The following is a 21,663-nucleotide window of genomic DNA, read 5'->3' as shown; positions in this document are numbered from 1 at the left end:
CCTGTTAGCATGTCGACGCTCTCTAATTATGGCCTCTCAGGCTGTGGCTGGGTAGTCGTCGGGGCGTCAATAGCTGGCGGCGCGGGTGCCACATCCGTCTGCTTTGGCGTCTTCGCGTCTGAAAGAGATGCAATTTCCTGAACAAGCACCCCTTTCCTGCCGTTAAGCTCGGCCAGCTCCGCTTTCACAGTATTTAGGTCGCTCTGACGCAAGCTCAGCTCTTTGGCCAGTTCTGCTTGTCGGTTTGATAGGTCTGCGACAGCCTTTTCCAGAGCAGCTTTTTCAGCTGCTGCGCGATCAGCATCGGCTTTGTCCGCCGAAGTTCGAGACTTCAGTGCCTGAAGACTGCTTAACTCTTCTTTGAGCGTGTTACGTTGCGTTGTGGCAGCTGCGACATCTGCCTGGAGATCATTTAATTGTGCCTTCGCGACCGGAAGAGATTTTTCCGCCTCTGCAAGCGCGTCCTGGGCAATTTTTAGCCTGCCTTCAGCCGCTGCAGCATCTGATCGTGCGCGGTCCGCTGCTGTGGTCACGCTCGTGAGATCGCCGTTCAATGCAGCCTTCCGCATTTCGAGAGCGCCGACTTGGTTGGCCAAGTCCGTACGGTTGCTGTCCTGGCGGGCCAAGTCGGCATCCGTTTTAGCTGCAGTGACCTTCGCCTTGGACGCCTGATCCTGGAGCTTTGCGATCGTTGCGTCTAAATCCTGCGAGGCACGTTGTTTGTCGCCGATATCTTTCGTGATTTTCGTCATTTGCGCCGTCAACGAGGCCTGACGGGCGGTAAGATCGGCGACCTGACGTGTTTTGTCGTCAAGGTCCTGAAGCTGGGCGTTTAATTTGGAGATTTCAGCCTCCTTATCGCGCCGGACCTTTTCGCTGACTGCAATCGCGTCGTCGGCAGCACTTTTTCGATCTTCTGCTTGTGCAACGTCGGCATTTGACTGATCGATCTTTGCCTGATTGACAGCAATCCGCTTTTCAAGGTCAGCGTTCTGAGAGCGTAAGGTCGCAAGCGTCTTCTCGGCCTTAGCTGCTTCCGCAATAGTATCGGCGGCCGCTTTCGATTGCTCTTGGCCCGCCTGAAGCTTCTCAACGCCCTCGGCGAGCGATGCCGTCTGTTGGTTTATCTCTGCGTCGAGGCGATCTCGCTGTGCGGTCAGATCAGCGATGGTTTTCCGAATACCATCGGCTTCTACACTTCGTTGAGAGATTTCCGAAAGGACACTATCGCGTCGGCCCAGCGCCTCTGTCCGCTCATTGTTATAGCGCTGAATGTCGGAACGCACGGCACCGTAGTCGCGCTCAAGAGCGTCGACCTGAATCAACGCGACAGAGATCGCGGCCGCTGAGAGCAAGCCAAGCGTCAAAGCGATATAGGTAAACCGCCGCGATCTAGGAAAGCTGTTTTGCGACGCGTTCAATGCACCCCTCCAAATCCTGAGCTAGTTCGTCCACCCAAAAGCGCTGGATTTTCCAGCCAAGCGATTTCAACTGATGGTCTCTCCAATAGTCGCCAAGCTTTCTTTTGCCGTCGGTGTCGGCATGCCAATGTCGACCATCGACTTCCAGGTCGAGCTTGACATCGCCGCTGCCAAACAGTGCAAAATCCAGGCGACGACCGGCGACTTCGAATTGAGCAACGGGGTTCAAGCCGCGCTTCCTAAGCGCCGCGTCCACAATTCGCTCCCAATTGCTGTCAAACGTGCCCTCGCCGATGCGGCCCTTTGGTTCGGTTGCCGTAGCGGCTAGCCGTTGAAGACTCCGCACCTTGCCAGATCGCGCATACGACAAATCGCCAAAGACATGGGCGACGGCCCGGGCGCGGCTAATGGCAACGTTCAGGCGGCGCCAGTCTTTCTGCACGAACGTGACCGCGCTGATCGCACTCGAATGGCCGAGCGTGGGTGAGAAAAGGATAAGGTCTCTTTCTTGACCTTGGAAACTGTCAACCGTGCCGACACGCAGTTCAGCCTTGACACGAAGCTTTTCATTGACTTCTGCGTGGATCGCTTGCTCCAACGCGTATACCTGCGGCCGGAAAGGAGCGATGACCCCGATCGACCCGCTATATCCTTGATCCACGAGGAGCATGCGGACATGCTGCACTATCGCGGCGATCTCAGAATTATTGATGTTGCCGATCATTGGTGATGTTGGCGCCGGTACATCGGTCCACGCAATACCTGGCTTCATGCCCCTTGGTGATTTGAGCTTGTCCTGGTCACCTGCAACCCGCAATTGACCACCATAAAAGTGTTCGTTGATGTAGCCAACGATATCGGCAGCGGATCGATATTGATCGCGAAGCATAACCTTCGCCGCCCCGGGCGTGAGGTCCGCCAAGTCGAATAGCGATCTCCGGCTCTGCGCGAACCGACCCATCTTTGATACCGGCAGGTTCTGGGCCTGCATCAGGTTTCGATCATGCGCAATGCCCAACTGGCTGATGAAGGAAAGCTGGCGATTGTCACCGACAACGACAGCACGTTTTGCCCTAGCGAAGATCGGCAGTGCTGACGCGATATCGCACTGGCTTGCTTCATCAAAGATCGCGAGATCGAATAAGCTGTCTGACAGCGGCACTCGCCGTGCCGCGCCAAGGACTGAAACCAACCACAGGGGCCGGTGACTTACAACTTCACCGGCCAATTCAGATGGCAGCGGCCCGGTGTTTTGAGCAAGCTCTAGGTTGGCAAGCTCCTCGCCTAGCCTCCGTCGGTCGATCTCAGTCAGGTTGACCTTTGACGCCAGAACTTTGGGAAGAAGCTCCCGAGCGACCTCTCCTATCTCCTGCGTAATCGCGACTGGATCACCCTTTACTTCGATCGTAGCTAATTCAGAGCGGAGCTGTTTTAGACGCTGCCTGAGGGTGGCGAGCGTTGTCTCTCCACCGGAACGTTGGCTGCCTACCAACAACTTCGATTTAAGACCGAAAGCTCCCAGTATTGTGTTGATCAACCGAATGACGAGGTTTTTTTCGGGCTCTACCAATGTCTGGACTCCGCGTTCAGCGCTGCTCGCCTCCTGCGCCTCGAGCCTCTCCAAAAGCTCCGCAATCAACCCGTGGATACGCGAAAGCTCGTCGATCTGGTCGAGCAGCCGATTTCGATTTTGCGCGAGCGTCGAGAGTTTCGACAGTAGAACCAAGTCTGGCTCAGCCGCACCTCTTGTGGGCTCGCTGACAAGTTCGCCAAGCACCTGATCGAACGATTGATCGATGTCGCGTGTAGGATCAAGCGTCCTCACTAGGAACGGAGACTGCGGAGCGATGCCACCAAGCCTGGTCTCGACAGCATCGAGGGCTTGGTGGTTCTTCGATGCAACAAGTACGCTTCCACCATCGGCAATCACGGAAGCAGCGATGGACACGATGGCCTGGCTTTTGCCGGTCCCCGGCGGACCGGTTACCACCGTAAGCGGTGCGAGGAGAGACCGCCTCACCGCATCAATCTGCTCCTTATTCAAGTCGCCCGTGTTGATGACGGGAGCAAGCCTAGTTGCAACGGGTGCATCCAAGCCGAGGATCGGCGCCAGCGCAGTCGTGGCCAATTTTTCCTTCGGCCACGCTGCAATTGTATCGAGGTCACGCACAGCTCCGGCAGTGAAGGTAGTATCGGTCGGTAGAAAGAGTGCGGCGATATCATGGATGCCGACGATTGTTGGTTTCCACGCGGAACTGAGCCGGTTTTTCCACCGAGAAGTGAGCCACCTCTGAGTATGGTTTTCTGATCAGGGTTTGGTCAATGGGCTGGCTTTTTCTCCTCTCTTTTGCGCCGCGGCGGCCGAACTGGCCTTGAATCGAAAGCTGTCATTTCCGGTTTCCAGGATGTGGCAACGGTGGGTCAGGCGGTCGAGCAAAGCGGTCGTCATCTTGGCGTCGCCGAAGACTGTGGCCCATTCGCTGAAGCTTAGGTTGGTGGTGATGATGACGCTGGTGCGCTCGTAAAGCTTGCTCAGCAGGTGGAAGAGCAATGCGCCGCCCGAAGCGCTGAACGGAAGGTATCCGAGTTCATCCAAGATCAGCAGATCGAGACGAACCAACGTCTCAGCGATCTGACCGGCCTTGCCTTTGGCCTTCTCCTGCTCGAGGGCGTTGACCAATTCGATGGTCGAGAAGAAGCGGACCTTTCGGCGATGATGCTCGATCGCCTGGACACCGAGAGCGGTCGCGATATGTGTTTTTCCCGTGCCAGGCCCGCCGACGAGCACGACATTCTGCGCTCCGTCCATGAACTCGCATCGGTGCAGTTGGCGCACCGTCGCTTCGTTGATTTCGCTGGCGGCGAAGTCGTATCCGGAGATGTCCTTGTAGGCCGGGAAGCGGGCAGCCTTCATGTGATAGGCGATGGAGCGGACCTCGCGTTCGGCCATTTCCGCTTTCAGCAACTGGGACAGGATCGGCACGGCCGCATCGAAGGCTGGCGCTCCTTGCTCGATCAGATCCGTGACCGCTTGGGCCATGCCATACATCTTCAGACTACGCAGCATGATGACGACGGCGGCGCTGGCTGGATCATGACGCATGGCGACCTCCTACGATCCGGACACGCAGCCCGTCATAGCGTTCGACATTGGCCTTGGGTTCGCGCAGCAAGGTCAGCGCCTGTGGTGTGTCGATATCGGGACCATCACTGGTCTTGCCGTCGATCAGCCGATGCAGCAGGTTCAACACATGCGTTTTGGTTGCCACGCCGGCATCCAGAGCCAGTTCCACAGCGCGGAGGACGACCTGTTCGTCGTGATGAAGAACGAGAGAAAGGATATCGGCCATCTCGCGATCACCGCCGGGGCGGCGAAGCATCTGGTCCTGCAGTTGTCGAAAGGCCGGTGGTAGTTCCAGGAAGGGTGCGCCATTGCGCAAGGCACCGGGCTTGCGTTGGATGACGGCAAGGTAGTGTCGCCAGTCGTAAATCGTCCGCGGCGGCTTGTCGTGACTGCGCTCAATGACCCGCACATGTTCGCAAAGAACGTTGCCCTCGGCTGCAACGACCAGCCGCTCGGGATAGATTCGCAGGCTGACGGGCCGGTTCGCAAACGATGCGGGCACGCTATAGCGGTTTCGTTCGAAGGTGATCAGGCAGGTGGGTGAGACCCGTTTGCTTTGCTCGACAAAGCCGTCAAACGCGGCAGGCAGTGTCATCAATGATGCCCGCTCATCAGCCCATACATCCGCAATCGTGCCGGGCAAGGTGCCATGCGGTGTCTCCCGCCACAGGTCCTGGCAATGCTGTTCCAGCCAGGCGTTCAACGCCGGCAGATCGGGAAAGTCCGGCATCTGTTGCCACAAACGTGGTCGGGCATCCTGAACATTCTTCTCGACCTGCCCTTTCTCCCAGCCCGCAGCAGGATTACAGAACTCGGGCGCAAAGACGTAGTGGTTCGTCATCGCCAGGAAGCGGATGTTGACCTGCCGCTCCTTGCCGCGGCCGACGCGATCGACCGCGGTGCGCATATTGTCGTAGATCCCTCGCGCAGGCACACCGCCGAAGACCCGGAAGCCGTGCCAGTGGGCGTCGAAGAGCATCTCATGGGTTTGCAGCAGGTAGGCTCTGACCAGAAAGGCCCGGCTGTGCGCCAACTTGATATGCGCGACCTGAAGCTTCGTGCGCTCGCCGCCGATCACGGCATAGTCTTCACTCCAATCGAATTGGAATGCTTCGCCTGGGCGGAAAGACAGAGGAACGAATATGCCTCGGCCGGCCGTCTGCTGCTCAGCCCGCCACTCACGGGCAAAGGCAGCGACGCGACCGTAGGAGCCGGTAAAGCCCAGAACCACCAGATCGGCATGAAGTTGCTTCAGCGTTCGGCGCTGCTTGCGTGACCTCCCGGCCTCGGTCTTCAGCCAGCCCGAGAGTTTCTCTGCGAATGCATCAAGCTTGCTCGGCCGCTCCGGTACCGTGAACGTCGGCTCGATCGTGCCCGCGCTCAGATACTTCGCGATTGTGTTCCGCGACAGCCCGGTGCGCCGACTGATCTCGCGGATCGATAGCTTCTCGCGCAACGCCATCCGGCGGATAATGTTTAAAAGTCCCATGTGGATCACTCCGTTGCCCCCGTCGCTCTCCGCGCTGGGGGAAGGTTCACATGGCTCAATTCTCAATGGAAATTATGCGCCTAACCGGCTCAGTTCTGCGTGGAAACCAACAGACGATGTTAGGATCCAGCTCAATTCGCATTTGCTGGCCTGAGATACGTCCCCGAAAGGTGCCCGAAACAGCCTCCTTCAATCGGGAGAGAAATTCATCCCGCCGGAAGCCCAATCCCTCGGCCTGCGTGAACACGTCGCGCAGCCCTGCCTCTTTCCAATTGGCGCTTCTCGCCACGCCCTTGATCCAGTCGGGGTTTGCGACGATGTCATCCGTATCGATCGATACTTCTAGGTGCGTCGGACTGCGCTTCCAGTCAGCGCTGATGAGACCAACCGGCCAGACAACAGCTACACCTTGCTTTTTCCCAACACCCAGAGGCCAGCCCACGGCGAGCGACTGTTCGTTCGCTTCCCGCTTGACGAGAGCCTGCCGAAAGTCATCTGGCAACTCGTCGAGAGGTATCGAGATGGTGAGGACCTGCCCCTCTTCGGGCGTCAGAGGCCCAAGGCCAGTGAACAGTTGCCATTGAACAGAATGGCGATCTTCAACTTGAGTGATCGCACCTCTCGGGTCTGATCGTAATGCGGATCGATAGTATCGAAGCAACGCATTGGGATCGAACGCCGCGAAAGTATCTGCGACTTCACCTTCGCCGACGGAAGACCTTGAGGTCCGGAAAGTCGCGTGGACGGGCCTGAGGGTAAGATTGTCAGTTACTATGGTATTGGTGGCAATTGAAGAAACGGGTTGGGTGCCTGTCTTGTTCGCGGTGGCAATTGGGCGCCACCGACCATCGCGGCCTTTGGCCACTTTTCCAGCTTCGCTGAGGGCAGATAACTCGGCGTAAATTTCCGTACGCCTGCGCGGATCAAAATCGACATCAAGCAACGCAAATAGTTCGTTCGTTGTCCGGCCCGTCGGAAACGCCGATATCGTTCGCAGTAGTATAGACATGACTTACAAATAACCTCAGCCGAGCGCTCCCTCTCAGCTGATCCATTGAATCGCCCTCCTCCAATAAGCGATTGAGGCGCTTTGCGTGTCAACGGTTTGCAACTTGAAATACACGCCCATTTTCGACCCGAGGAGTTCAAGATGGAAGATTTGCATGAATAGTGTTCTTCAAGACACGAAAATACAAACGCCTTTTGCCGGTTAGGTGACCATACTGTTTCGCCCCACCGGCTTTGCGCGGTGAACTTGAAGGCCTCACTCAAGCGGATGCTGCGTCTATGCGATGAAAGCCTGCCGTTCTTTCCATTGACCTAAAGGATCGAGACCCAGAATTACCTTATCGAAGCCAAATTGGATATGCTGGCCGCTTCCCAGAACAAAGCGGTATGGGTGAGCTGGCAGGAACTGCAACCAATACCTCGTCATCAAGCCGCAAGGCTTCCGCGAGTTGTTTGAGCCATAAACTCTGCTCCTGGATGCGTAAGACACCGAGATACATGGGTAAGATGATCATCTTCGCAGATCTCCGTTCCTGGCGCAGCTCTGCACAGCTCGCATCATTCGGGACGCGGCACCTGCTCAGTCGGCAGGCGAAATTAAACCGCTGCACAACTAATGTTATCCGTAACATCCGCTTGCAAAGTCGAGATCGCAGCTTAACGTCCTCATCCAGGGGTGGCAGGGGAGTTCATAATGACAAGCGGTCAAATCATTGGGCTTGTATTTATCATTGGGTTTCCGCTTTGGGCGATTGTTGCGAGCGTCATTGCGTGGAAACAGTCCATACGCAAAAAACGTGCCGAGGGCAGCGTGCGTGCGTTGGAAGTAAAATATAGCCCTATCCTAAATGAGGAAGCAGAAGTCCAGCGACTACGCGATATCGCGAATTCAGTCTCAGTGGACATTTCAAATTTGAGGTCTTCCTATAACGAAAAGAAAGCGATCTTCGACCGCCTCGCAAAGGAGGTAGCGATTTTCGATGAGAAATTGGCGTTCGCCGAGATGGGCGTATATGAGCCTCATTTCGATTACACCGACAGTGAGCAGTACAAACAAACGATCATTGAGAACCGCGAGACCCAGAAACGGATGGTTTCGAACAAGATCGCTGCAATCGCAAAAACGGAGTGGACGGTTAGTGGCAGTAAGGCCAAGGGCCAGACGATGAACAATCGCAACGTGAAGCTCGCGCTCAGAGCTTTCAACAACGAGTGCGATGCAGCGGTCGCAAATGTCCGCTGGAACAATGCGAACGCGATGGAAAAGCGGATCGTCAACGCTCGCCAGCAAATAGACAATCTGAACGCTACGAACGACGTCCATATTACCGATGAGTATCTAAAACGTAAACGCTCATTTCCCTGCACGTTGACGCCCGCGATTCCGGCGCGGTGTTCGACTTGGGAACGGTTTCTGCGTTGATCAGGCCGCTGCGGCCTTTGGAAAGTTGAATGGCAGCAGGTCAGAGATGTCGGCGTCGTCGGCGCGCTGCGGCAACTCGGTGAGGACGTGGCGCAAGTAGGCCAGTGGCTCGACGCCGCAAGCCCGGCATGTCAGCATGAGGCTGTAGACCACGGCGCTGGCCTTTGCTCCATCGACGGTGTCGCTGAACAGCCAGCTTTTTCTGCCAGTTGCAAAAATCCTGATGTCACGCTCCAGAAGGTTGTTGTCGATCGGCATCCTGCCATCATTTGTGTAACGCGTCAGATATTCCCATTGGTTCAGCGTGTAGGAGATGGCATCGCCAAGCTTGCTGTCCGGCAAGACCTTCGGGGCGATTTCATCGAGCCATTTTTTCAGGGCATTCAGGATGGGAACGCTATGTTCCTGGCGAAAGCGGCGAATGCAATGATCTCGCGTTTCGCCGTCATCCGGTATTTCGTCGCGCGCTTGCTTTTCAATCCGGTAGAGTTGTTCGAAGAACTTGAGGGCCTGCTCCGGTGGGCCGCCGGGTTTGTTTCTCGTCTTGAGAGCATTGACAAACCGCCGTCTTGAATGGGCCATACATCCAATGTGGGTGGCCCCCTCCAGCGTGCGCCAGGCGGAATAACCATCGCTCATCAATATGCCGCGGTAATCGCCGAGAAAGGCCTGCGGATAGATCTGTCCGCGGCCCGGCTGATAATCGAGAAGCACGATCGGCTCGGCACTGTCCTCACCGCTGCGATAAGCCCACATGAAGGATGTGTCGGTGGCCGCTCTGTCCTTTTCCTTCAGGACCTGAACAGTCGTCTCGTCGCCATGGATGAGAGACTGTGATCGAAGCCGCAGCTTCAGCGCGTCATAGATGCGGACGAGATGCTTCTCGCTCGAGCCGATCACCCAGTGCCCCAGAGCACCGCGGCTGACAGGAACGCCGGCGCGCTCGAAGGCCTGTGCCAGACGATAGAGTGGCGTGCCATCGACATATTTGTGCACCAACGCGAAGGCTAGCGTCGAGGCCGTGGCAATGCTGCCCGGCAAGGGTTGCGCGGGCATCGGCGCAATGATGACCGGCGTGTTGATGCCGGTGCGGTCGCAATTCCGGCAGGCATATTTGAACCGCACATTCTGAAGGACCTTTGCCTTCACCTCGATATGAAGCTGCTCGCTAACGGCCTCACCCATGCGATGCATTTGGTGATGGCAGCAGGGGCAAGCCTTCTGATCGTCGGGCAGGTCATATTCGACGCGTTCGCGCGGCAGGTTTTCCGGTAACGGTCGGCGGCCGCGCTTCTTGCCTTCCTGCTTTTCTGCCGGCGGCAAGCCGGTGTCCGGAAGATCGACGACATCGCCTTCTTCGCTGTCATCCTCACCGGCGACCTGTTCGGCTTCATTGAAGAGGCGATCAATGTGCTTTTCGCTCTTCGGCGCAAAACGATGTGAGCGAGCAAGCGCCAGCTCTTCCTCGAGTTTGACGACGCGCTCGGCAAGTTGACGGTTTTCCGCCTGCAGCGCGGCAATGCGCGCCATCAGCTCCTCAACAGTCGGTTCGCCAGTTCGATTCATCAGATTCTTGAATCGAAAGCATGCCGCCGCGTCAACCGCTCAATTCGATATCCTTCAGCCAGCGACTTGATATTGCCGCACCGGATGGCGAACCATCGCGTCAATGTCGATGCCGTCGAGAATCCAGTGGAGCTGCTCGGTCGAAAGCGTCACCACCGCAGTCTCCCGGCGTGGCCATCGGAACCTGTCTTCCGTCAAGCGCTTCAGGACCATCACAAAACCGGACCGATCGAAGAACAACAACTTCATCCGGTCGCGGCGGCGATTGCAAAACGCAAAGATCGCAGGCGCGAACGGGTCAAGCTCCATCACCTCCTGCACCAGGACCGCAAGGCTGTTGATGCCGGCGCGAAAGTCGATCGGTTCGCGATGCAGATAGACGTTGAGATCAGCGCCCAGTCTGAACATGGCCGAGAGCTCCGATGATTGCCGTCAATGCATCCACATCACCGCATTCCAGCGTCAGCTTCACGCCATTCGGCAAAGCCGCGCTCACCTTGGCTGGGAGTGGCGACGACCTCGACAGCCGCTCCTCACCAGGCAAAGCAGGCCAGCCCACCGAACTGCTCTGCATCGGCAAACTGTGCTGCGCAGCGCTGACTTGAACCGGAATGAACGCCGACAGCGCAGGTGGCGGCAAAGCAACGGCGTCCTTGGCCGTCTTTATCCATTTCCGAAGAAGGTTGGCATTGATCCCATGTTCAAGCGCAAGCCGCGATACCGACACGCCGGGCTCCAGGCAGGCAGCAACCAGCCGCTCTTTCGACGCCGGATCGTATCGACGGCGGCCGTTGCGCAAAATCCGCCTCACCGCCAGTTTCTGTTCATCGCTCTCAATCACGTGGTGTCCACCTCCGTTAAGTGGACACTTCATGCCAAAACACGCTCAATGCAAAAAGGTGCGGCGAAATTCGCGCTTACTCTAAAACAGAAACTCGTCGAGTTGCAGGTCACCCACGAATACCGTGAAAAGCTGAAGGCCGAGCGGGAGGAACGCGCCGAGATGGCCCGCGCTGCGCGAGAGGAACAGAAGCTGCTTCGGGACATGGAAAGAGCGGAAGAGGAGGAGAATCGCTATCTGCGCCTTCTCGACAAAGCCAAATCCGATGCGAATGAGGCCGCCGCCGACCAAATTGGAGCATACGACGAAAAGATCCGGATGCTGGAAAAAGACCTAGCTGATGCCCACGCGAAGTTTGAGCGTGCGCAGGCGATGGCCGAGAAGACGCGGTCGGGATATGTCTACATTATCTCGAATATAGGTTCTTTCGGCGAAGAGGTCGTAAAGATTGGTCTGACCAGGCGCCTGGATCCAGCCGATCGCGTCCGCGAACTTGGTGACGCCGGCGTCCCGTTTGTCTTTGATACTCATGCAATCATCTACAGCGACGACGCTCCCGCCCTTGAGAGAGCGCTTCACAACGAATTCCAGAAGACCCGCATCAACGCTCAAAACTTTCGCAAAGAATTCTTCAGAGTGTCGATTGACGAGGTCGAGCGGGCGGTAGCGAGGCTCGCGCCTGGTGCACCATTCTTTAAAGACGTTGAGGCTCAGGAATACCGCGAAACCCTCGCTCGTCGAAACGCCATGTTGGCAGCTGTAGAGCCAATTGAATTGGTTGCATTTCCGGCAAGCATTTAGAACACCGACTCCACGCGAATGTGTCCTCCTGGCACCTCGTCCACCTGCCAACCCGCTGCGATGGCGCGATCGACCAGAGCAGTTTGAGCGCATCCCGGCAGACTGCTCAAAGAGAGCTTGGATGTCGGCGAGAAACGTTCGCTGCCAAGCTGTCATGTTTTGTCGAAGCAAGGCCACTTGGATGTCTTTTTGCAGGTTTCCTGCCGGGTCCATTAGAATTGTCACGTGGCATGCGCAGCGATCTTCAAGCTCTTCGTCCTGACTTCGCTGCCGAGAGCGAGGCTGTCGCCTGCTCGACGGATTTAATGAACGCGCTGTAAACTTCGTGTGTCAACCATTCGTGCCGAGTGCTCTGCAGGCGGTTGAAACGCTTCATCTGCGAATGAAGTCGTTCGAACCTGTCCGCCTCCATCAAAGTGAGAGGACGCGCACGGCGACCATCAACGTGTCGTCGAGCAACAGCACCGATGGAGCGAGCATCAAAGTTTTCGGCACCTACCCTGCTCTTCAGCTGCTCCGTCAACGTGTACCAGCGATCCCGAATATCATCATACATCTGATCAACGGAAAGAGTGGGGAGGGTTGCTTCGACATTTTCGACAGAACCGTCGGATTCGACCGACTGTGCCAACGACCGGCTCCCCTCGGTAATAGCCAAGTCTTGGGTCGTGATGTTGATGTCCTGTGTCGTACGCCTCAGACTTTCCAATTGCTCGGCAATTGAGTGCAGTTGTATCTGCAACTCGTCCACCCAACCCGTGGAATTTCTCAGGGCTTCCTGCGTCTTGTGAAAATCGGTTGCGATTATTTTGAAATCATGCACGGCTGACGTGATTCCAAAAAGCTTGACCGCCACTTCGCCCAAGGTAGTTTTTAACACGCCAAACGGTCCGAGAATGACGATGGCTGTCAACGCGACAGACGGCCATGCTATTCGGGCAACGAAGTCGAGAATTTCATGCGGCATGGTATCGTGCGTTCCCATTTAACTGTTGTCATTCGAGATAGATTGCCCAGTTCAATACGGCCATTTATCGATTCGCGCTATGCGAGCCTACATCACATGCTTGGCGGGCGTTTTTGCGATTTTGGGTGCCCCGATAATTCCCGGCCATGTGGACCAGTTGGGCGCGGAAATCTGGATTGGCGGCGAAGTAACGACATGCATTGAGGGTACCGTCACTCTCTGAAATTCGGATCGATATCTAAAGAGCTGGAGCGGGGGCGCCCATCAGGATGAAAAAACCACGAGGGCGGCAAGCGTCGAAATGCAGTAACCCGACGCAATATAAAGCAGCCAACACTGAAAAAAGCTGTGCGCAATGCTCATTGTAGGTCTCAGAATGGGTATATCTGGTAATCGGTAATATATTATCTCCTTAAGTGCTTGATCTTGGGAGACGTTTATCCATGCGCGGCTATCGTTCTGGCTCTAATACCAATCGGCATTGCTGCTGACTCTTGAGGGTTCACAAAACGCGATGAATCTGAATCCATGGTGCAAACGGGAGGTTTGCCATGGGATCAGCACTTCGGCTTCGGACGGATTATGTTGGCGATGACTTGCGCAAGGCGGCGCGGCTGTCGAAAGATGCCGCTCAGACGCGGCGGCTTCTGGCTCTCGCGCAGATTTATGATGGAGCGACGCGCGGCGAGGCCGCGAGAGTTGGTGGCGTGACTGTGCAGATCGTGCGGGACTGGGTCGAGCGCTTTAACACGCAAGGCCCTGAGGGTCTTTTAAACGTGAAGGCTCCGGGCAAGCGTCCGAAACTCAACGACGATCAGCGCCAGGAGCTTCGTCGTCTTGTGGAGAAGGGGCCGATCCCGGCGATTCACGGCGTTGTGCGCTGGCGGTTGAAGGACCTGGCACGCTTGATATTCGAGGACTATCGGATATCGCTGGACGAAAGCACGTGGGACGTGAGTTGAAGGCCATGGGCTTTGCCAAGCTGTCTGCCCGTCCTCGCCACTATGCCCAGAACGAATTGGCGGTGGAGGATTTTAAAAAACGTATGGCCCGCCCGTCTGCAAGAAGATTTTACGGTGTTCTGATCAGTCTGCGTCAACGTATACGGTCTCATGGGTCGCCCCCATGGCCAAGATGGACATCCGCGCGTCTAGAGCCCCATAAGTTTCTCGGCATCATGTGCCATTTTTTAAACCGGGCTTTCCAAACGCCGATCGACTGTCAGGCCATCTTCACGATCCTTCCTGCAAACCTCATTGGGCTACGTGCGATAGCATGTTCCGACCCAATTATGCCGTCGCTACCAGGTAACCGCGTTCGAAGCGTGTCTCTTTGCGTAAAGCGGCCCAAGCGATACGCGCCAGCTTGTTGGCCAACGCCACCACCACTGCGTTCCGATGCACGCCTCTCTCGATCATTGCTGTCAGCCATCGCCCCAAAGGAGTGTCGCTTTTTGAAAGCGATGGCAATGCCGCACGCGCGCCATGGATGAGCAAAGTGCGCAGATAGGTGTTGCCACGCTTGGATATCCCAAGCAGCCGTGCCTTGCCGCCCGTGCTGTATTGTCTCGGAACCAACCCAAGCCAGGAGCCAAGGTCTCGGGCCTTGGCAAAGCTGCTTGCATTACCCACGGCCGCGACCAAAGCCGTCGCGTTGAGCACCCCAATGCCAGGGATCGAGGTCAACCTGCGTGTGGCGGCATCGTTGCGCGCCAGTTGGACAAACTCATCGTTCAGCGCCCCAATCTTCGCGTCGAGCTCTTTCCATTCGGCACGCAGCCCGTCAATCAGCTGACGCATGCGGGGCGACAAGGTCTCATTGCCCTCGGAACGCATGCGATCCAAATCAAGCTCGAACTTTCGCCTGCCAGCAGGAAAGATCACCCCGCGTTCCAGCAAGATCGCTCGCAATTGGTTGAGAAGGTTCGTTCGTTCGGCTACGAGGCGCGAACGCACCCGATGCAACGTCTGGATATCTAACTGCTCCTGGCTCTTGAGTTCAACGAAACGCATTGTCGGCCGTGAAGCGGCCTCCGCGATCCCCTCCGCATCGCGGTCATCGTTCTTCTGCGCTTTGATATATGGGCGAACGTATTCGGGCGACATCAACCGGATCTGGTGGCCTTGCGCCATAAACAGGCGTCCCAGATGATGCGCGCCGCAACATGCTTCCATTGCGACCACACAGGCCGGAAGCTTCGTCACATAGTCGATCAGCGTCTGCCGGCGCATTGTACGACGAACGACCACGGCACCGGCCGCATCGACGCCAACTATGCTGCAAGAGTTCTTGCCCAGATCAACACCGAGGATAGCAATAGACATTCGCTCGTTCCTTTCTCTTTCCCGATATCAGCATCCTACTCGATGCTGGGTGAAAGGGCGGGCCATTCCATAAGTTTCCCGGAAGAGATCAGCGCGATCAGCAAGACCCTCGCTCCAGGCACAGAAATAGAGCTGTGGTGGCAAGATGAAGCCCGCATCGGGCAAAAGAACAAGATGACGCGGCGATGGGCGCAACGGGGAACGCGTCCATCGGCCCCCCACGATCAGCGAACGCTATGGACCTACATATTCGGGGCGATCTGCCCGAAGAAGGGTAAGGGTGCAGGCATTGTCATGCCCTGGTGCGACACAGAGGCAATGAACGCGCACCTTCAGGAAATCAGCCGCGAGGTCGATAACGGTGCGCACGCGGTTCTGATCCTCGATCAGGCGGGTTGGCATTCATCGGCCAAGCTGATCGTGCCGGAAAACATCACCCTGCTCTTCCTGCCGCCGCGATCCCCAGAACTGAATCCTGTTGAAAATGTCTGGCAATTCCTGCGCGACAACTGGCTGTCGAACCGCGTCTTCACATCCTACGACGACATCGTCAATCATTGCTGCGCCGCTTGGAACAAGCTGGTCGACCAGCCCTGGAAGATCATGTCAATCGGAATGCGCGACTGGGCACATCGGTTCTGACCAATGCCGATTGGTATAATGACTACCTTTTCAACAAAGGTGACTGGTTCGCAACGCAAGAGGCGTGGAGGCAAAAGCTGATTGCTACTGTCGAGGCCAAGAATGGCGACGAGCTTCTCAATACGTCTACCACCGATCTGGCTCGTTACCTTGTGAGCGAATTCGCGTTCGAGGTTCCCACGATTTACCCAGATGATTTGGTGGTCGACCAACGGGAAGCTCAAATCGATATCAGTCAGGATCAAAACAGGTGGATAGATGACCGTTCGCGCCCGCATTACATTACTGGAACGGCAGTTGACGTCGAGCTGCCTTTCACCGGCGATAAAGTCGGATTTGATATCCAGCCCACGACCAGCAATTTCAACAATCCCCGGGCGCATGTGGACGATGGCGTTATCTCGTTTTCCATCGCGGGAACCGATCTTACGGCAGAGCGCGTGAGGCAGCAGATCGATGGAATGGTTGCATCGATCAATCTGCATTTGAGCTGGTTGACAAATGACGCGCAGGCCTACAACGCGAGCCTAGGGGACTTAGCGATGAGAACAATTGACCATCGCAAGGAAAAACTTCTCCGAGGCAAATCGCTTCTTGCTGGGTTGGGTTTTAAAATGAAGGAGCGCCCCGGCGCGAGCCAAACGTTCGCAGTTCCTTCCGTCCGTCGTACCATTCATCCTTCTGTCCCAAGGCCCGTTGCTTCTCGCGATCCGTACAAGCCAGAGCCTATTCTCACCCCAGAAGACTATGAGCATGTTCTATTGGTGATGGAGAATATGGTCGGCGTCATGGAGCAAAGCCCCGGGGCGTTCCGGGAAATCGATGGAGAGAGCTTGCGGACCCATTTTCTAGTCCAGCTCAATGGGCATTTTGCCGGCGATGCGACGGCCGAAACTTTCAACTATGAAGGAAAGTCCGACATTCTGATCAAAGTCGATAGGAAAAATATCTTTATTGGCGAATGCAAATTCTGGACCGGCGAAAAGGGCTATCTGGAAACCCTTGATCAGGTGCTTTCTTATCTTAGCTGGCGAGATACAAAAGCAGCGGTCCTTATCTTTAATCGGAATAAGGATTTCAGCGCCGTCCTTGCGAAGATCGGAGAGGTTACTCCAGCGCACCCCAAATTCAAGAAGCTGGTCCAGAAACGTTCTGAGAGCAGTTGGACCTACTTGTTCGGGCACAAGGATGATGCCAACCGTGAGCTTACGATCACCGTGCAAGGGTATAATGTTCCGGAGCTGATAAAGCCACGCATTTTAATATTACCGGGTTGAAAATGACTGCGTGCCGGGATCAATGGAGGGCCGTCGATGTCTGAGGCGAAGAAAGAGCAACTACGGGCTCAAATCGCGTATTTTAACGGTGTAGCGATCTCGATCTTGGCAGTCGGTGGCTTCTCAACCTTTATTTCTCTGTCGATTGAAAGGGTTCAGCCCAATTGGATTCCCTACGCAATGGCCGTCAGCAGCCTAATAGTTTCCGTTTTAGTGCATAAAGTCGCGGCGCTATCGGCACGGCAGCTTGGCCACTTGATGGACGAAGAGAAGCGGCTTAGTGCTCCTCTTTTTGAAGCCAGCAGCTTGCCCAAAGTTGAGATCAGCGAGACTCGGCCAGTTCACTCTGACCGGTAGCAATCTTCTGGCGCGATCTACACTTAACCAGAATGCTGCCTGGTCGTCAGCGTTTCAATAAGCCTGCAGAAGAACGCAGCGCATCAGCGCGCGATCGCTACAACGCGTGGCTCGACAAAATCGATGGCGAAACATTAACCAAGGCGAAGAAGGAAATTTTGCGCGCTCGCGCCCGAATGACGAGAGCGATGTTCGACATCGAGCTCGCGGAAGCTTTTAGAGCCGAGAGCGGCATCCCAGCACACCATATCGACACCTTGTTGCATGAAGAATGCGGGCTCGACCACAAGCACATTTCGGTCGCTCAACCGGGCACCGTCTCTTTTGCAATAATCATTTTGGCTTTTCCGCACTAAACGAACTAAATGCATTTTCGAACATGATTAATCGGCAGACGAGCCTGGCCAGGCAGGTTTGGCAGTCTTCTTAAACGGGTCCAGGATTGTGACGCCCGCCCTTGAAAATCAGCGGTGTTTCGGGTGACGACGACAAGGTCATTTACCTGCGCCGTCGCGGCCAAACCGATAACGTCGGAATCTTGTCCGATTGTCCCGGCATTTGCCCCCACCGGCGGGCGACAGCCTCGTCGGTGTTCCGCTTTCTCTCGATGCTTTTCGGAACCTCTCGAACCGAGATCACGCTGATCGCGAGATCAGTATCGTCAACCGTATCGAGGCCGCCACATTTTCGTGCGGCTCGGGTCGACCGATTTCCTTTAAGACATTTGTATGGAGCAGATATTTCAAGCTCAGTCATCCAACGCGCTAAGATCGGCTGCGCGCATGGCGGCTTTTGCCGTTTGCTTCGGATACGGCCGCCCCGCCTTCGGATGCGCCTCCGCATAGACTCCCGCGGAAACGACCTGTTGCTCCTTCAAGGAGGGATAGTCGCGAAGGACATCTTTGACAGTCGCGCCGGCGTCGAGGAGAGCGGCAATCCGATGCGCCTCGATTTGCGTTCCCCGGATTAGCGGTTCCTTGCCGGATAGGTCGATTTGAGCAGTGAGCTTGTCGAGTTCCTTCAGCTTACGCTCGACGAAGACCAGGTGCTGACCAATGTCGTAGCGCTGTTTACCGAACACGACCTCTTTCGCGTGACCGCGTTTGAGAGAGCTTCGCAACGCCTCGTAGAATTCGGACTGGCTCTTGGGTGTCAGCGCCTGTTTGAGTTCGTCATAGGCATGGAGAAATACCAGCTCGGCTTGACCGAACTGCCTAATATTCCGACCGCCTCGCTTCACGAGTTGCGGCTTGATCGGCGCGCGCTCGACAACCTTTTTGAAAGTGTCTAGAGGCGCATCAACCACAAAAGCCGCTTGTGCCGTTGTCAGATGTTCCATCCTATTGCCCTTTCTAATCCACCCCCAAACATAGGGGTGAATTAGAGAGAGTGCAAGGCCCGGACCGACGTGAGCCAAAGACTACGATTGACGCCGCACTTCGTCCACCAGGCTCAGCGTGCCAAGGCGATCAAGAAGCTGCTTTGCTTTCTTTTCCCCCAGTAGTTTAGGCGCCGATGTCGGCCAATGCTCCAGCGCACGCCTGACTGTCGCAACGACCTCGCGTGTGATCAGCTTCGCGTCCAGGCGAAGAAAACTTGCGACCCTCTCAAAGCGATGCAGGTTCACGCTTTCGAAGCTGTGGGTTTTGACGAACCTCAGCGCCATAGTGTCGGACGGCATGTAAAGAACGGTCGGGACAATATCGTAGGCCGGCGACAGCCGGATTTCGCCAGGTGCCGGGAAACGGAAAGACCAGTTCTTGAGATGGTTGTCGCCATTGCCTAAAAGCACGTCTGCAACTACCCTGCGGATGGCTTCCAATATGTCATCGCGATGGTCGGTGCTGAAGCGGCGCACCATGTTGATGATGGTCTCGGTCGTCGCCATCGTATATTTTCGATCGCCGATCGCTCCTAGAATTTGGGCTGCGTCTTCGATGTGAATGCGACGATCATCGTCGGCACGGTCGAAGCGATCGACGACGAGAACGCGCTCACCATGAGCCAACAGTTCCGCAGGGATGCCGCTGATCGCGGTGCTGGAGACAAGCCGGCAGTTTGCTGTCCGCACGCCGATCGTCCTTGCCATCTGCATGGCCGCATGTTCAGCTTCCGGCAGCCCTGGGTATCGCTCGCTTGCCACCTTGATGATGCAGCGGCCGGTGTTACCGCGACCGGGAACCGTCAATCTGTCGCCCTCGACGTTGGCCGTGAACTTGAGCTGCACACCGGCGAGCGAGAATTTGACCGTGCCATCGGGCAGCGGGACATCCACACCATCTTTCTTTTCAATGGTGATCGGGCCGGCTGACGCTGGAACCGCTGTTTCGGGGACGACGAGGATTGCGCCGGGGAGATCGCCGCCGAGGCGGGTCAGGACGTCGAACTCATCGTGATCGCCCGGCCCCATCTCGTTCAACACGAGGTCCCTGAGGGCGCCCTCTGGAAGCAATCCTGAAAACCATGGTGGCAATGTGCCGTGAAGCCCAATTTTGTCCCCACGCCGCGCCAGACGATTGCGTGTGCCCTCGTCATCGTCAGGATCGAACCAGCCCAGGCTCAAAATTGGCCGCCTTGGATCCCGCAGGAACGTTTCCGCAACGACAAACGCGACCGCGCCGTCACTATCGCGCGTCAGGGTCCCTACCCTCACCTTCCCGATGTTCTGATCCAGAAGATGGACGCCAAGGATCGCCGAAGATTTCGCCATCACGGTTCCCCATTGTCGTCTTCATCGAGATCGACGAAAAGTTCCTCAAATGCGCTGGCCGCCGTACCTTTATTCTGGTGTTCTCTAGCATCGCCAATCAACTGCCTCACTTCCCCCATCCGGGACTTCGGCAGCAGGACCGGCACAAGGTCGAGGGCATCGCAGATTTCGGCAAACAGCGTCAGTCGATCCCTACCCCGTCGATCGGTTGCAAGGTCCCTTTCGAGTTCCGATATTCGTGCCCGGTCCCGGCCGAGCCTTGTCGCAAGTGCAGGCTGGCTGAGACCGCGTCGTTTGCGGGCGGCCAGCAGTTGCTCGCCAAGAGTATTGAAAATCGTAGTGCTCATGCGGAATATCGCTCGCCTGCTGGCCGGTGTCCGGAATTTCGTATGACTCTAAGATAAAGCAAAATGCGGAATTCCGCTAGAGGACGTCATAAGGAGCGAAATAGCGCACCAATATAACGATTGCCCAGCGGCGATTTCGATCTTGGCTCGTCCTCATCAACCCAATGCCTCAAGTCCAACCGGCGACCGCCGATCCGTCCCAGGCCTTGATATCGCCCCCAACAAGTTATATATTCCGACCCATCGGAAGAATTAATACCGATGGCTCAACCATGCCAGCAGTTGCCGAGATGCTGAAGGCGAGCGAGGCTGCCGTTGTCTCGCGCGTGAGCCTGCGCGACGTCAATCGCGTTATCGACGAGCACATCTTGCCGGAAGCGTTCATATCGCTCGACAACGGTCGTCATGTCCTCGCCGGAGCCTGCTCGCTTATCACGTTTTACTTCGAAAGCGCCCGCCGCCTTACCTCGGAAGAACGCCTGTCTACTATCCGGACGGCGGAGGCCCGGCTTGCGAGAGCCCGCACCCTCCCGTGGTCCGCCCTGTTGCTTGAAGATTGGACCGTGCACCACGAGTTTCTGACGATCGATCTCATGCCCTTTATGAGGGGCGCGAGCGAGCGGCTGGACGACCTTGCCGCAGCACGGGAGGTCGTCACATCGTCGGCCGACATCCTTGGTGGGACGCCTGTCATTCGAGGCACCCGCGTTCCTGTCCATGATGTTGCCGCGTCCGTATCCGCGGGCAATTCCACGGAGCGCATTCTCGAAACCTGGCCTGGCCTGGACAGAGAGAAGATCAGGCTCGCGACAATCTATGCGGAAGCTAATCCCTTGCGCGGGCGGCCCCGCGTGCTGGGCGAGCTTCCCGAAGGTTCGGTCATCCTCACAGATCGTCGCGTCCCCCGTCGCACGAAGGCGGGATGAAGTTTCTGATTGATGAGTGCCTCAGTCCTCAACTGGCTAAGATGGCGCTGGAAAAAGGTTATGGCGAAACGAGCCATGTCGTCTGGATGAAAACTGGGTGGCCTGAAAGACTGGGAGCTCACACCGATCATTCTTTAGGGCGACTGGACGTTCGTCACGAAGAACTCGGTCGACTTCCGCGGGCCGAAAGACAAGCCCGGGACGAAGGGGCAATATGCAGACGTTGCCATCCATGCCGGGCTGTCTACCTAAACCGCCCGCCCGGTATGGACCTCGATATGCAGATCGAGCTGTTCGAACAGGCTATGGCCGAACTCGACGACGATGACGATCTCGCCAATCGTGTGTTGGAAATTTCCCTCGGCGATGAGGACGAATTGCGCGTGCTCCGGTACGCACTTCCGAAGGGATAATCGTTCAGGAAGGAAAAACGGCATACA

21 protein-coding genes and 1 pseudogene are annotated in these 21,663 nt (G+C 56.4%); 9 read left to right on the top strand and 13 right to left on the bottom strand.

Annotated features, from left to right (window positions below):
- Positions 1–26: 26 nt before the first annotated feature.
- The 5 genes from K290_RS0128685 to K290_RS0128665 all read right to left on the bottom strand — a co-directional run bounded on the left by K290_RS0128685 (position 27) and on the right by K290_RS0128665 (position 6,977).
- On the bottom strand, positions 27–1,421 hold the full coding sequence (locus tag K290_RS0128685) for a coiled-coil domain-containing protein (RefSeq protein WP_004118324.1): 1,395 nt from the start codon (positions 1,419–1,421) through the stop codon (positions 27–29).
- Complete coding sequence (locus K290_RS35280; RefSeq protein ID WP_004118322.1) at positions 1,393–3,591, bottom strand: AAA domain-containing protein; 2,199 nt, start codon at positions 3,589–3,591, stop codon at positions 1,393–1,395. Before K290_RS35280 ends, K290_RS0128685 begins: the two co-directional genes overlap by 29 nt.
- Positions 3,592–3,729: 138 nt before the next feature.
- Positions 3,730–4,524 (bottom strand): IS21-like element helper ATPase IstB, encoded by a 795-nt coding sequence (istB, locus tag K290_RS0128675; RefSeq protein WP_004118321.1) that lies wholly within the window; start codon positions 4,522–4,524, stop codon positions 3,730–3,732.
- On the bottom strand, positions 4,514–6,034 hold the full coding sequence (gene istA / locus K290_RS0128670) for an IS21 family transposase (protein ID WP_028754964.1): 1,521 nt from the start codon (positions 6,032–6,034) through the stop codon (positions 4,514–4,516). The genes istB and istA overlap by 11 nt, the downstream gene beginning before the upstream one ends.
- Before the next feature lie 55 nt (positions 6,035–6,089).
- The gene (locus tag K290_RS0128665; protein WP_183932624.1) at positions 6,090–6,977 is read right to left on the bottom strand and encodes a hypothetical protein; all 888 of its coding nucleotides are present in this window, start codon (positions 6,975–6,977) and stop codon (positions 6,090–6,092) included.
- Between the two features lie 759 nt (positions 6,978–7,736).
- On the opposite strand from K290_RS0128665, the gene K290_RS35275 reads away from it, so the two are divergent.
- Positions 7,737–8,465 (top strand): SNIPE associated domain-containing protein, encoded by a 729-nt coding sequence (locus K290_RS35275; protein ID WP_051043305.1) that lies wholly within the window; start codon positions 7,737–7,739, stop codon positions 8,463–8,465.
- On the opposite strand, the gene tnpC is transcribed toward K290_RS35275, so the two are convergent.
- The 3 genes from tnpC to tnpA are packed head-to-tail and all read right to left on the bottom strand — an operon-like array spanning position 8,466 to position 10,842.
- Positions 8,466–10,031, bottom strand: a complete 1,566-nt coding sequence (gene tnpC / locus K290_RS0128650; protein WP_004118315.1) for an IS66 family transposase — start codon at positions 10,029–10,031, stop codon at positions 8,466–8,468.
- Positions 10,032–10,085: 54 nt separating this feature from the next.
- Positions 10,086–10,439, bottom strand: coding sequence for an IS66 family insertion sequence element accessory protein TnpB (gene tnpB, locus K290_RS0128645; protein WP_004118312.1), 354 nt, complete (start codon positions 10,437–10,439; stop codon positions 10,086–10,088).
- Complete coding sequence (gene tnpA, locus K290_RS37535) at positions 10,420–10,842, bottom strand: IS66-like element accessory protein TnpA (RefSeq protein ID WP_240535431.1); 423 nt, start codon at positions 10,840–10,842, stop codon at positions 10,420–10,422. Before tnpA ends, tnpB begins: the two co-directional genes overlap by 20 nt.
- Here tnpA and K290_RS37530 point away from each other — a divergent pair.
- The gene (locus K290_RS37530; protein ID WP_240535430.1) at positions 10,729–11,673 is read left to right on the top strand and encodes a GIY-YIG nuclease family protein; all 945 of its coding nucleotides are present in this window, start codon (positions 10,729–10,731) and stop codon (positions 11,671–11,673) included. The two genes, tnpA and K290_RS37530, sit on opposite strands and share 114 nt — an antisense overlap.
- A gap of 244 nt (positions 11,674–11,917) precedes the next feature.
- On the opposite strand, the gene K290_RS0128630 is transcribed toward K290_RS37530, so the two are convergent.
- On the bottom strand, positions 11,918–12,640 hold the full coding sequence (locus K290_RS0128630) for a hypothetical protein (protein ID WP_245276698.1): 723 nt from the start codon (positions 12,638–12,640) through the stop codon (positions 11,918–11,920).
- 551 nt (positions 12,641–13,191) lie between these two features.
- Here K290_RS0128630 and K290_RS35265 point away from each other — a divergent pair.
- Entirely contained in the window at positions 13,192–13,602 is a 411-nt protein-coding gene (locus K290_RS35265; RefSeq protein WP_004118308.1) for a helix-turn-helix domain-containing protein, read from the top strand.
- Positions 13,603–13,929: 327 nt separating this feature from the next.
- On the opposite strand, the gene K290_RS0128620 is transcribed toward K290_RS35265, so the two are convergent.
- Positions 13,930–14,964 carry an IS110 family RNA-guided transposase gene (locus tag K290_RS0128620; protein WP_004118306.1) on the bottom strand — a complete coding sequence of 345 codons (1,035 nt, stop codon included), beginning with the start codon at positions 14,962–14,964 and terminating at the stop codon, positions 13,930–13,932.
- A 114-nt stretch (positions 14,965–15,078) separates the two neighbouring features.
- Between K290_RS0128620 and K290_RS0128615 the strand changes: the two are divergent.
- The 4 genes and pseudogenes from K290_RS0128615 to K290_RS0128600 form a co-directional block, all read left to right on the top strand.
- Positions 15,079–15,606, top strand: a pseudogene (locus K290_RS0128615) (IS630 family transposase); the annotation flags it as partial.
- Positions 15,522–16,883 carry a hypothetical protein gene (locus K290_RS0128610; RefSeq protein WP_240535429.1) on the top strand — a complete coding sequence of 454 codons (1,362 nt, stop codon included), beginning with the start codon at positions 15,522–15,524 and terminating at the stop codon, positions 16,881–16,883. The pseudogene K290_RS0128615 and the gene K290_RS0128610, both read left to right, overlap by 85 nt.
- Positions 16,884–16,919: 36 nt before the next feature.
- Positions 16,920–17,240, top strand: coding sequence for a hypothetical protein (locus K290_RS0128605; RefSeq protein ID WP_004118303.1), 321 nt, complete (start codon positions 16,920–16,922; stop codon positions 17,238–17,240).
- Between the two features lie 32 nt (positions 17,241–17,272).
- Positions 17,273–17,596 carry a hypothetical protein gene (locus K290_RS0128600; RefSeq protein ID WP_004118301.1) on the top strand — a complete coding sequence of 108 codons (324 nt, stop codon included), beginning with the start codon at positions 17,273–17,275 and terminating at the stop codon, positions 17,594–17,596.
- A 392-nt stretch (positions 17,597–17,988) separates the two neighbouring features.
- Here the strand turns inward: K290_RS0128600 and K290_RS0128595 are convergent, their stop codons facing one another.
- The 3 genes from K290_RS0128595 to K290_RS0128585 form a co-directional block, all read right to left on the bottom strand.
- Positions 17,989–18,579 (bottom strand): DUF433 domain-containing protein, encoded by a 591-nt coding sequence (locus K290_RS0128595; protein ID WP_004118299.1) that lies wholly within the window; start codon positions 18,577–18,579, stop codon positions 17,989–17,991.
- 81 nt (positions 18,580–18,660) lie between these two features.
- Entirely contained in the window at positions 18,661–19,950 is a 1,290-nt protein-coding gene (locus K290_RS0128590; RefSeq protein ID WP_004118296.1) for a type II toxin-antitoxin system HipA family toxin, read from the bottom strand.
- Complete coding sequence (locus tag K290_RS0128585; protein WP_004118293.1) at positions 19,950–20,297, bottom strand: helix-turn-helix domain-containing protein; 348 nt, start codon at positions 20,295–20,297, stop codon at positions 19,950–19,952. Before K290_RS0128585 ends, K290_RS0128590 begins: the two co-directional genes overlap by 1 nt.
- 272 nt (positions 20,298–20,569) lie before the next feature.
- On the opposite strand from K290_RS0128585, the gene K290_RS0128580 reads away from it, so the two are divergent.
- Together K290_RS0128580 and K290_RS37730 are read left to right on the top strand one after the other, a co-directional pair.
- On the top strand, positions 20,570–21,223 hold the full coding sequence (locus tag K290_RS0128580) for a DUF433 domain-containing protein (RefSeq protein ID WP_004118290.1): 654 nt from the start codon (positions 20,570–20,572) through the stop codon (positions 21,221–21,223).
- Positions 21,220–21,636, top strand: a complete 417-nt coding sequence (locus tag K290_RS37730) for a hypothetical protein (RefSeq protein WP_004118284.1) — start codon at positions 21,220–21,222, stop codon at positions 21,634–21,636. The genes K290_RS0128580 and K290_RS37730 overlap by 4 nt, the downstream gene beginning before the upstream one ends.
- Positions 21,637–21,663 lie beyond the last annotated feature (27 nt).

This window comes from Rhizobium leucaenae USDA 9039 (assembly GCF_000426285.1).
Classification (GTDB): Bacteria; Pseudomonadota; Alphaproteobacteria; order Rhizobiales; family Rhizobiaceae; genus Rhizobium; species Rhizobium leucaenae.
Note: the sequence above shows the minus strand (reverse complement) of the source record. Positions and strands in the feature narration are given on the sequence as shown.